This window comes from uncultured Corynebacterium sp. (genome assembly GCF_902782855.1).
Taxonomy (GTDB): domain Bacteria; phylum Actinomycetota; class Actinomycetes; order Mycobacteriales; family Mycobacteriaceae; genus Corynebacterium.
Window position 1 is genome coordinate 15,944 of the sequence record NZ_CACZOO010000250.1, and the last position, 11,208, is coordinate 27,151.

11 protein-coding genes and 1 pseudogene are annotated in these 11,208 nt (G+C 67.8%); 3 read left to right on the top strand and 9 right to left on the bottom strand.

Translation table 11 applies throughout. The features are described from left to right. Window positions 1-94: 94 nt before the first annotated feature. Window positions 95-661: a PPA1309 family protein gene (locus QZV72_RS10245; protein WP_297008157.1), complete on the top strand. Its 567-nt coding sequence runs from the start codon at window positions 95-97 to the stop codon at window positions 659-661. A gap of 6 nt (window positions 662-667) precedes the next feature. Here QZV72_RS10245 and QZV72_RS10250 read toward each other — a convergent pair whose 3' ends face one another. After that, window positions 668-1,810, bottom strand: a complete 1,143-nt coding sequence (locus QZV72_RS10250; protein WP_297008160.1) for a PDZ domain-containing protein — start codon at window positions 1,808-1,810, stop codon at window positions 668-670. A 95-nt stretch (window positions 1,811-1,905) separates the two neighbouring features. On the opposite strand from QZV72_RS10250, the gene QZV72_RS10255 reads away from it, so the two are divergent. After that, entirely contained in the window at window positions 1,906-3,381 is a 1,476-nt protein-coding gene (locus QZV72_RS10255; protein WP_297008163.1) for a zinc-dependent metalloprotease, read from the top strand. A 31-nt stretch (window positions 3,382-3,412) separates the two neighbouring features. On the opposite strand, the gene QZV72_RS10260 is transcribed toward QZV72_RS10255, so the two are convergent. The 4 genes from QZV72_RS10260 to QZV72_RS10275 are packed head-to-tail and all read right to left on the bottom strand — an operon-like array spanning window position 3,413 to window position 6,478. Continuing rightward, window positions 3,413-4,654 (bottom strand): glutathionylspermidine synthase family protein, encoded by a 1,242-nt coding sequence (locus QZV72_RS10260; protein ID WP_297008165.1) that lies wholly within the window; start codon window positions 4,652-4,654, stop codon window positions 3,413-3,415. An 8-nt stretch (window positions 4,655-4,662) separates the two neighbouring features. After that, window positions 4,663-5,118 carry a hypothetical protein gene (locus QZV72_RS10265; protein WP_297008166.1) on the bottom strand — a complete coding sequence of 152 codons (456 nt, stop codon included), beginning with the start codon at window positions 5,116-5,118 and terminating at the stop codon, window positions 4,663-4,665. A gap of 23 nt (window positions 5,119-5,141) precedes the next feature. After that, entirely contained in the window at window positions 5,142-5,891 is a 750-nt protein-coding gene (locus QZV72_RS10270) for a hypothetical protein (RefSeq protein WP_297008169.1), read from the bottom strand. A gap of 26 nt (window positions 5,892-5,917) precedes the next feature. Next, window positions 5,918-6,478, bottom strand: coding sequence for a M48 family metallopeptidase (locus tag QZV72_RS10275; protein ID WP_297008172.1), 561 nt, complete (start codon window positions 6,476-6,478; stop codon window positions 5,918-5,920). 64 nt (window positions 6,479-6,542) lie between these two features. Between QZV72_RS10275 and QZV72_RS10280 the strand changes: the two genes are divergently transcribed. Continuing rightward, window positions 6,543-7,463, top strand: coding sequence for a TOMM precursor leader peptide-binding protein (locus tag QZV72_RS10280; protein WP_297008175.1), 921 nt, complete (start codon window positions 6,543-6,545; stop codon window positions 7,461-7,463). On the opposite strand, the gene QZV72_RS10285 is transcribed toward QZV72_RS10280, so the two are convergent. The 4 genes and pseudogenes from QZV72_RS10285 to QZV72_RS10300 all read right to left on the bottom strand — a co-directional run. Next, a complete protein-coding gene (locus QZV72_RS10285) occupies window positions 7,444-7,773 on the bottom strand; it encodes a hypothetical protein (RefSeq protein WP_297008179.1) in 330 nt (109 codons plus the stop codon). The genes QZV72_RS10280 and QZV72_RS10285 overlap by 20 nt on opposite strands. A 639-nt stretch (window positions 7,774-8,412) precedes the next feature. After that, complete coding sequence (locus tag QZV72_RS10290) at window positions 8,413-8,556, bottom strand: hypothetical protein (RefSeq protein ID WP_297008180.1); 144 nt, start codon at window positions 8,554-8,556, stop codon at window positions 8,413-8,415. A gap of 128 nt (window positions 8,557-8,684) precedes the next feature. Then, a complete protein-coding gene (locus QZV72_RS10295; protein ID WP_297008183.1) occupies window positions 8,685-10,841 on the bottom strand; it encodes an ATP-dependent DNA helicase UvrD2 in 2,157 nt (718 codons plus the stop codon). 5 nt (window positions 10,842-10,846) lie between these two features. Beyond that, a pseudogene (locus tag QZV72_RS10300) lies at window positions 10,847-11,208 on the bottom strand (Ion channel protein); the annotation flags it as partial.

Genomic DNA, 11,208 nt, shown 5'->3' on the forward strand with positions numbered 1-11,208 from the left:
GGCCCGGTGACGGTCGGGTGAGGACGGTCCTCCGGGGCGTGGTGCCTAGAATACCTACCGACTGTAACGCGGCCGACGACGAGAGGGAGATACGATGAACGACGCTCACCACAGACTGGACTACCGGAGTGACCACCGGCCGCTCACTGCGGCACTCCGCGAGGCCGTCGATTTCATCCAGGCGGAGGGCTGGGACCGGCCGCCGACACTGTTCGCCCTGGTCCCCGCCCACCTGGTCCAGGACACCCTCGCCGCCGGTGGCCAGGACGCCGACCTTGACGCCACCCGGCACCCGCTGACCCTCGTCGTCCAGGATGAGCTGCCCGGGCACATCCTGCCCGGTTCCGAGGAACTCGGTGACTACATCGCCTCAGCCCAGTGGCCCCCGTCGGTGGTCGGCGCGGTCCTCGCCCAGGAGATCATGTTCTCCAACGCCGCCCCCGGCGCCGACCCCGCTCCCCGACCGGCACGTTTCTTCTCCGGCATCGTCGACGGCGGTCCGGAGCGCACACTGGTGCAGCTGCGCCCCACCGAGGAGGAGTTGGACGCCGACCCCTTCGGACAGGACCGGGTCGAGTTGCTCGGCGGGGAGAACCTCGCCCCCGGCGTCATCGCCGCGCTGCGGGCGTCCTTCGAACAGGACGCCTCCGGCGGGAACTGACCCGATCTACCCGCAGGTCTCGACGTCCTCGCCCTTGTTGTGGGAGGTGAGCGCGTCGACCGCACCGTCGAGGGTGTCCACCTTCAGCAGCGTCAGATCGCCGTACCCTCCCGAGGACGCCTCGGAGCAGTTGCCCGACGGGACGAGGAAGACCGTGGCGCCGGCGCGCCGCGCCGCGGCGATCTTGTGGGTGATTCCGCCGATCGGGCCGACTGTGCCGTCGGAGGCGATGGTGCCGGTGCCGGCGACGAACTCCCCACCGGACAACTCCCCGGGGGAGAGCTTGTCGACGACGGCGAGGGAGAACATCAGACCGGCGGACGGGCCGCCGATGTCCTTGAGGTTGTACCTGACCCGGATGCCGTCGGCGGGCTGGGCGACCATCGTGACACCGAGGAAGGCCCTGCCGTTGCCGCCGGTGGCGTCCTCCGCATCCCGGTCGCCGGCGAGCCCGGCGGGCATCTCACCGAGAGTGACCTGCTCGGTGACACTTCTTCCGCCGCGGTCGATACCGAGCGTGACCCGGTCGCCCGGGGACTTGTCGCCGATGGCGTCGGAGACGTCCCCCGGCAGGGTGACGGCGGTGCCGTCGACGGACGTGATGACATCGTTGATCTTCACCGTGCCGTCGGCCGGGGCACCGTCACCCACGTCGTAGACCATCGTCTCCAACGGGCGGCCGAGGTGGTTCATCGCCGCGACCGTGGCATTGGACTCCGAGGAGGCGAAGGCTGCGGCGTTCTGGGCCGCGACCTCGTCGGCGTTCGAGTTGGCGGGTATGACGGTCTCCAGCGGCACCACCGTGTCGTCACTGGCGAGCCAACGCCCCATCATCTGGGGCAGCGTCATCTTCGTACGCACCGCGACCGTGGTCATGTTGAGGTTCCCGGAGGTCTCGTCGAGCTCATCGGCACCCACCCCGGAAATGTCGACGACCGGGGTGCCGTCGACCTCCCCGAGGGTGTTGAACGTCGGCCCTTCCCCCTCGGCGGCGAAGGGGACGGTGAGGTTGATGCCGGTGCCGGGCACGGTCGTCATTCCGAGCAGCGCGACGATCACGACGACCGGTAGTGCTCCGACACTGATCGTGCGGATGCGGCGGCGTCCACCGGTGACGGGGGTGCCGGACGGGGAGCTTCGGAATTTCACCCGTCCCACCCTACCGTGGACTTGTTCGCTGACAGCGCACGCATCCGGTCCCTCCTGCACCACGGGGACGCCGGGGGCGCAGGTAGGCTCGGGCCATGAGCAATTTCGGATTCGGCTTCCACGGCTCCAGCGACGACGACAATGACGATTCCGACCGCGGCAACGGCAGCAACGGCGGCGACGGCAACAACAACGACCCCTTCGGCTTCGGGGCGAACCCTTTCGGGTTCCTCTTCGGCGGCCAGGGCGGTCAGGGCGGCGTCGGCCGGCCCGGTCAGCAGGGGCCCGGGATCGGGGACATTCTCGGGCAGTTCGGTGCCATGCTCAGCGGTTTCGGCCGGGACATGAACTCGCCGGACGCCCAGGGGCCGGTGAACTACGCGCTGGCCGGCCGTATCGCCCGCCAGCAGATCACCGGTGCCGCCGCCCGCAACCCCTCCAGCCATGACTCCCAGGCGGTCGCCGAGTCCGTGCGTCTGGCGGAGCTGTGGCTCGACGAATCCACCGTGCTTCCCGCCGGTGCGACCGGATCCGTCGCCTTCTCCGCCGAGAAGTGGCTCGAGGAGACGATGCCCCGCTGGCGCCGGATCATCGACCCCCTGGCGTCCAAGCTGGGGGACGCCACCCTCGAGGGACTGCCGGAGGAGGCCCGCAGCCAGCTCGGCCCGATGTCCGGCATGCTCAGCCAGATCAACGGCATGAACTTCGGTATGCAGCTCGGCCACGCTCTCGGGGAGCTGGCCAAGGAGGTCACGACCTCGACCCAGTGGGGTATCCCGCTGGCGGACTCCACCGTCGCGGCGGTCGCGACCGCCCGGTTGGAGGATCTCTCGAAGAAACTCGGGGCGGAGCGTCGTGAGACGTTGATCTACCTCGCCGCCCGTGAAGCCGCGCACCTACGCCTTCTCCAGCACGTGCCGTGGCTGGTGGAGCGGTTGATCCTCGACGTGGAGGAGTTCGCCACCGGCCTGTCACTGGACAATTCCGCACTGGAGGAGGCCACCCGCGAGTTCAATCCGGAGATGATGGGCGACCCGGCCAAGATGCAGGAGATGATGGAGAGCCTGCAGAACCAGGATCTCGCCCCGAAAATCGTCTCCTCCACCGACCACGCCCGTATCCGGCTGGAGACCAGTCTGTCTCTCGTCGAGGGCTGGGTGGATGTCGTCGTCGGAGAGGCACTGGGCAACCGGCTGCCCGCCACGGCGAGTATCCAGGCAGCCTGGTCGGTGTTCCGCGACGCCGACCAGCCCGGCATGACCGCACTGGCGAGGACCGTGGGCATCGACCTCTCGGCACCGAAGGCGAACCAGGCGGCCGAACTCTGGTCGCGGCTGACCTTCGCTGTCGGCAAGGAACGACGGGATGCGGTGTGGAACCACCCCGACTTCCTCCCGGTGAACTCCGACCTGGACGCCCCGGCGGAGTTCATCGACTCGATCCTCGGCGAGAAGGAGACCGTCGACTTCGATCCGATCAGCGAGATCGAGAAGCTGGAGCGCGCGCTCAACGACGGTGCCGACGGGGACGACGGGGACGACGGGGACACCGACACCGGCGACGGTAAGTAGGAACCACCACAACCCGGCCGGTACCGACCCCTCAGCCGTGGATGAGGTTCGGCACGAAGCGGCACCAGTAGTCGGTGACCGGCCCGTCGGACTCACGGCTGCCCACCCCCACCGACTCCCCGTTGACCACCCAGGCGCCCAGCACCGGATGGTTCGGCGCGCCGTCGGCCCCGGGGAAGTTCGGGATCTGTGTGTACTGCTGCCACACGTGCCCCTCCGGCCCGTAGCGCCCCGGCTGGACGAGATGCTCGCCGCGCCCGTCCCCGCCGCCGGCCCGGAAGATCTCGATGTTGTCACCCTCGCGGCCGTGCAACGGCTTCTTCACCCAGTCCGTCATATCCCGCGGCCCGTCGACGTAACTGGGCAGCAGGTTCTCGTGCCCCGGGTACAGGTGCCACATCGCCGCACCGAGGACCTTGGTGGACAGGAACATCTTCCACGCCGGTTCGATCCAGCCGGTCGGACGCTTCTTCGCCAGGAGAGGGCCGAAGTCCTCCCCCATCATGTCCTCCCAGGGATAGAGCTTGAAGATGTTCTGGATCGGTTGGTCGTCCATGTCGACGAACTCCTCGAGCCTGGCGTCCCACCCGATCTCGCTCATGAGCAGTGAGGTGGTGTTCCAGCCCGCCTGATCGGCGCAGTCGCGCAGCACGGCGGTGTTCATGATGTCCTCACCGGTGCGCTCCAGTTCGGTGTGCGCGAAGTGCATTCCGCCGCCGGGCAACCGCAGCCGCAGTGCGGCGAACCGGTCACGCAGCGCCTCGAAGAGGAAGTTCCACTGGTCCCAGGCCCCGTCGTCGCGGTCCCGGCCGTACACGTCCTCGTACCAGTACCACTGGGCGATCGCGGACTCGACGATGCCGGTGGCGGTGTCCGCGTTGTACTCCAGCATCTTCGCCGGCTCACCCGGCACCCCGGAGTAGACCAGGTCAAAGCGCCCGTAGAGGTCGGGGTCGCCCCGGTTCAGGGAGTTCACGGCGTACTCCACGGCGTACTCGGGCAGGCCGAGACACCGCCACGGACTGCCCGGCCGCCACTGCTCGTCGGCGAGGAACCTGGCCGCCTCCAGTGCCATCGCATGCAGGTTCCCGGTCTGGGTCTCCAGCTGCTCGACTTCGGCGAGGGTGAAGACGTACGCGGCGGACTCGTTCCAGTACTCCATCCCGGCACCGGCTTCAGGCCCGGTGTCACGGACGCTGTGGGAGTAGGTCAGCCCCTGGGACCGGATGGTCTCCTCCCATCCCGCCCGCGGGGTGCAGGTGATGCGTTCCATAGTGTCCCCTAGCCTCCCATGCTGTGGCCGTGGCCGGAGCTGCCGGAGTTACCGGCCCCGCCGCCGGTGGAACCGAACCCGCCGCGGGTGATGTTCCCGCCGGTACGCGGCGCGGTCTGCGTCCTCGTCCCCGCCGGCACCGAGGTTGTTCCGGAGGTCGCCGCGACCGGCGCACCGACCGCCGGAACCGTCGTCCGCGCCCCTCCGAGCAGCAGCGGCAGGAAGAACCAGCCGGCGTGCATGTGGGAGTTGCCGACGCGTTCCTCGCACTCCTCGTCCGGCAGCCGCTCCTCGGTGGTCTCGTCGCGGCAGATCTTCGCGTACTCGGCGTCCTCCACCTCGTTGCTCTGCGAGGAGCAGCCGGTGAGCGTGGTGGCGAGTGCGGCGGTCACGCCCAGGGCGACGACCCCGGACGCCCGACGGCGGCCGTGGCGACCGGCGCGTCCTGATCTGCTGTGTCCCATACCGTCCAGTCTACGGACGGAGCCTACCTGCCAGCGATCCGGTCGACCTGGGTCTGCGCCACACCGACGAGCATCTGCGGGTCAGTGTTGCCGTGACCGGTGACGCGGAAGTAGACATCGCCGATGCTCCCGTCGACGATGTTCACCGGCTCCCAGGTCTCGGGGGCTCCTTCGTCAGCGGTGACGGTGATGATGCGCGCGTCCTCGACCCCCTCGATCTGCGCGGCACTGGTCTCGGAGTTCAGTGTGTAGGAGGTCTCACCGCCCTCACCGGTGAAGACATCGGTGAAGGTGGTGGTGAAGGAGCCGCAGCCGGAAAGATCGGCGGGCAACCGCTCCTCCCCCGCCGTCGTGGAAACCAGTGCGTCGATGACGGTGACCCCGGGATCGTCTGCCGCGGTGAACTCCGCGACCGCGATCTCGCCCGGCCGGTCACTGATCTGCGCGATGACAGTGAGCTGGTTGGGCTGCAGGGCGACGCACTCGGCCGGGTCGGTGGAGTTTCCCGCGTTGATCTGGTCAATGGTGTCGAAGACGTCGTCCCCGTCGGCGGCCTGCCCGGCGAGCATCCCGCCGATGTCGAGGTGGCTGAACCCGCCCGGCGCGTCCTCGGTCGTGAGCACCAGGTCGGCGACGTCGGTGCTCACAGGGGTGAGCGGGGCGGCGTCCCCCGATCCGGAGCCGGAGCCGGAGTCACTGTCGCCGCAGGCCGCGAGCGCGCCGACCGCGGAAAGAACTACGAGGGCCAGGAGATTTCGTGCAGAAAATGTCATACCGGAAATATACCGGCCTCACGGACTCAGGACGCCGTCGGCGCCCACCGGCTGTACGCCTCCAGGTACCCGGTCGCCCGCTCAGCGTGCGGGGCCTTCGCAGCCCACTCCTTGAACTCGGGACCGTGGTCCGGTATCCAGGTGTGCACCATCTCGTGGATCAGCACCGAGTCCAGCACATACTCCGGCACATCCCTGAGCCGGGCGGAGATCCGGATCCGGCCGGTGTCCACCGAGCAGCTCCCCCACCGTCGGTTCATGTTCGTCACCCACTTCACACTGGTGAACTCCGCCCGGTTCTCCAGGAACTTCTGGTTCAGTGTCCGCGCCCGGCGCAGCAGTGCCTCCGCATCCCCGGCCTGCGACGCCCCGGTGTGGCGCCGCCTCACTTTCTCCACCAGTTCCGCCGCACTGGAGCGCAGCTCCTCCGCCGGCATCGACAGCGGGGCCAGTACCACGACCCGGCCGGCCTCCATGCGCGCGGCGATGGTGCGGCGTCGTTTCGCGGACAGCCGGATCTCCACGTCCGGGGCGAATTCCGCGACGACGGCCTGCTGGGCCGCCGTGGGGTGCTGCCGGGTACTCATCACGTCCTCTACACTGGGTCGCGTCGCAGGGGAAAACATCTTGGGGATCTGAGGGGGACTCTACATGACCGACCGACCTGAACTGACTGTTCCGCGCCTGCTGCAGCTGCGTGACGGCACCGATCTCATCATCCGCGACTGCGGGAACCTGCAGTTCGGGGCGGTGCCGGAGCACTCCCTGGTGCTCAGCCTGCCACCGCGGGTGGAGGTCGAACAGATCCACCAGGTGATGCGGGAGCTGCGCCGACCCCTGCCGGACCACACTGCGGTCCGGATGCTCAACCACTGCGGTGTTCCCGTGGTCCATGCCCGCGGGATCCTCGATGAGCTGCTCACCGCCGGGGTGTTGTCCGCCCGTCCGCCAGGATACCCGTCCCGGGTGCATGTGATCGGTACGTCGCTCTACACCCGCTGCCTGTTGCGGCATCTGCGACGGTCGGGTGTCCCCTGCTCCGGGATCACACCCGGCACGCCTGCTTTCGGACGCCTGTCGGGTGATGACCTGGTCGTCATCGCCGGAAAGCTGTACCCGCCGGCGGACATCAGCTACCGCCTCATGGAGCTGGGGGTACCACACTTGACCTGCGGTGTGGTCGATGCTCAGGTCGCGGTGGGCCCGATGGTCCTGCCCGGGGTGAGCGGGTGCCTGTCCTGTCTGGATGCGGCCTCGCTGGCGGCGGACACCCGGTGGCGGACCGTCCGGGGCCAGGCCGCCGAGAGCACGGCCCCGGCGGTGGACCACATGGTGGAGTACGCCATGTCGATGGCGGCAGGGATGGTGCGCGAGGTGATGAGCCTGCGGGTGGTCGGGCCGGACGCCCCGGACTGGGTGGTCCCGGACGTGCTCGCCGCGCGCCGCTACCTCGACCCGCTGACCTTCGAGGTGTCGGTGACGGACGTGCCGCGGCAGCCCGGATGCGCGTCCTGCGCGGTGGCCCCGGGTGGGGCCGCCGCAGGAGTGACTGTCAGCCTCGGCGACGACTGAGCGGAACGGCCAGCACCCACAGGGCAACCACACCGATGACGGTGGCCGCCAGGCCGGCGATGTTGATCTCGCTGTCGTCCAGGAAGAACCAGGAGGCGAAGCCCGCACCGCCGATGACTGAAGCGACGCCGAAGAGCGCACCGGGCAGAGTCCTCGCGGTCAACGCCGCGAGCAGGCCGACAACGGCACCGACCGCACCCACCACGGCACCAGCCACGACGAGGAATCCGGTATCCACCCCGGCGCCGACAAACATCGCCACGAACCCCACCGTCGTTGTCGCCACGGCAGTCCAGGAAATGGTTCTCATCGTCTTCATGCTGCCCTTTCCCTAAAAGTACGATGCGGCGGTGACCGCAGCGTAGTACACGTCGGCGGTTGCTTCACATGATGTCCGAACCGGGCCAGCTCCATAAGTGGCCCTACAGTTGGTCTTCATGTTGTTCTTGAGCGGGGCATCACATACTCGATTGCGGTACCCAGCCCGCTCGATACACATGTCGGGAATCGCACAAGGTCCGTGGAACGGCGCATTCTTCCCGAATGGATTCGGGAACTCATCGGGCGACTTCGTGCAGTAGTCATGGAGACTGCCACGTGACGGATTGTAGATATAGTTAGAGGGAACCTTGACGATGGAAGCACGAGGCGTCAACCCCTCGGAGGCCCCTTCTTCAAAACCCTCAACCGGAACAGTTAGAGTCTCAGGATCAAATTCCACACCAAGGTTCTCTGCAGCATCAATCAGCGCCTGTCGGTCTACCCCGTACGCGCTCGGATCCTCTTGAGCGACAGCCGGAGAAGAAACTCCCCAACCTATAGTCGCTGCAACAAATGCAGCAACCGCAAATATTGATCTTGTTCTCATTTTTTCCTACTCCTTGCCCTCGTTAATAGATACCATATTCACGGTAGGAGTCCCTTCGCAGCTCGGCAAGGGTCACCTTATTCAACGGGGGTAGTCCAGCACATCAAAGAACCATCTTCCCAAGAGAGCATCCTGCGCCGCTTCCCAGACCGCAATAATCCGGAAGAATGCATACATGCAGGTAGAAGGTTCGCCCATGGCGGCAACCCCCAGAGCGATGTTCATCCAATATGGATAAATACAGGTAAACTCAGTCTCTCTTCAACTCTGCTGAACTCGGGGGTAGCGGCGTCTATCTCCCTACCCCGTGACGTTCTCATATGCCCGGCGCAATGGCTGCCTCAGCGGGGCATTCAGCTGTAGTTCCTGACGATGCCGAGGATGTCCTCGCCGAACTGCTCCACCTTCGCCGGGCCGATGCCCGGCACCTGCAGCAGCTCCCGGGCCGAGGACGGTGCTTTCAGCGCCACAGCCTTCAGCGTCGCATCACTCATCACCACATAAGCGGGCACGTCCCGCTCCTTGGCCAGGGTCGTCCGCCAGGACCGAAGCTCAGTGACGAGCACCTGGTCGCCGTCGTCGGCGTGGGCGTCACACCGTCCGAGGATGCGCTGCTCCGGGGTGGTGAGCCGGGTGCCGCACACCGCGCAGGCGTTCTTCGGCGCACCCCGGACCTTCTTCCCCACACCCGGGGCGCCGGCGGCGTCCGCCTTCTCCCAGGGCACGAGCCCGTCAAGGAACCGGGTGCGCCGCCGGTTGGCCTTGCCGCCGGGCTGACGGGCCTGTGACCAGGACAGCTCCAGCACTTCACGCGCACGGGTCACCCCGACGTACAGCAACCGACGCTCCTCCTCGATGGCGTCCTCGGAATGCGTGCCCTTCAGCGCGTACTTGATCGGCACGGTGCCGTCGACAAGACCGATGAGGAAGACCGCGTCCCATTCCAGGCCCTTGGCCGCGTGGATACTGGCCAGGGTCACGCCCTCGACCTTCGGCGGATTCTTCGACCGGGCACGCTCCCGGAGGATGCCCAGCAGATTCATCATGTCCAGCCCCGGGGTGGCGGTGGACAGCTCCTCCGCCAGATCCACCAGCGCGCCGAGGGACTGCCATCGGGCACGGTCCCGTGCGCCCGTCGGCTCCGTCGGGGTCAGCCCGACCGGCACCAGGGCCGCACGGACCTGGTTGACCAGCTGCTCCGGTGTCGGCCGGGGGTTGTCCGCCACGTCGGAGGCACTGTCCCCGCCACGTCGCGACAGTTTCCGCGCCACCTCTGCCAGGGCGTTGACGCCCTGCCGGATCTCCGGGCGCTGGAAGAACCCCTCCCCACCCTTGACCTGGTAACTGATGCCCGCGGCGTCCAGCGCGTACTCGATCGCCGCGGACTGGGCGTTGATCCGGTACAGCACCGCGATCTCCGACGGCGACACACCGGACGCGATCAGCGCGGCGATCCGCTCGGCGACACCGGTGGCCTCCGCCGCCTCGTCGGAGTACTCGGTGAACTCCGGTGCCGGGCCGGGGGCGCGCTGACCCTCCAGCTCCAGGCGCGTGCCCGCAGCACGGCCGGTCGCCCGGCCGATGACCTTGTTCGCCAGATCCACGACCTGGGGGGTCGACCGGTAGTCGCGGAACAGTCGGACGGTCGTGGCATCCGGGTAACGGGTCGAGAAACCGAGCAGATGCTCCGGTGTCGCACCGTTGAAGGAGTAGATGGTCTGGTTCGCGTCACCGACGACGGTGAGATCATCACGGTCGCCGAGCCACGCGTCCAACAGCCGCTGCTGCAGCGGGGTGACGTCCTGGTACTCGTCGACGACGAAGGTGCGGTACCGGGACCGGAACTCGTCGGCCACACCCCGGTCTGCCTCCAGGGCACCTGCCATGGACTGCAGCAGATCGTCGAAGTCGAGGTACACCCCCTCCCCCGTCACCTTCGAGTTCTCGTAGCCCTCGAAAATCCGGACGAACTGCTCCGGCGCCACCGGGCAGTCCCGGCGGTCCGGGACGATGTGCGCCGGATAGTCCTCCGGGGCGATGAGCGAGGACTTCGCCCACTCGATCTCACCCAGCAGGTCGGACAGGGTCGTCTTGTCCGTCGCCACGCCGTTGGCCCGGCAGGCCCGCGCGACGAGGGGGAACTTCGAGTCCAGCAGAGACCACGGCGTGTCACCGACGAACCGTGGCCAGAAGTAGCGCAGCTGCCCGCGTGCCGCGGCGTGGAAGGTCTTCGCCTGCACCCGCGCCACGCCCATCATCGTCAACCGCTCCCGCAGCTCCGCGGCGGCACGGGTGGTGAAGGTGACGGCCAGGACATGGTCAGGGTTGACGAAACCACCGGCGACCAGATGCGCGATGCGGTGGGTGATGGTGCGGGTCTTGCCCGTGCCGGCACCGGCGATGATCGCCACCGGGCCGCGCGGTGCGGTCGCCGCCCGCAACTGTTCGGGATCGAGGGCGTCGAGGTTGAGCTGGGCGAGCCTACCGCCCCGTGCCTGTGGTGCGTTCACCGGGCTCATCTCCGCTCGGGGTCGGTGGCGTCGGTGATCCGCCGAATGTAGAGGATGCGGTCGCCGGGCTCGACGGTCTCCGCCTCGACAGAGTCGATGCGGTAGAGCTCACCGGAACGCACCACCCCCAGGACGATGTCCTCGAGGTTGCGGGGGTTGCCACCGACCTCATCCTCGGCGACGAGCCGTTCAGCGATGGAGAATCCCTCGTCGGGGCTGAGCAGGTCCTCCATCATTCCGGTGACCGACGGGCTGACCGTCGCCAACCCGAGCATCCGGCCGGCGGTCTCCGAGGAGATCACCACCGAATCCGCACCGGACTGCCGCACGAGGTGGGAGTTCTCCGACTCGCGCACACTGGCCACGA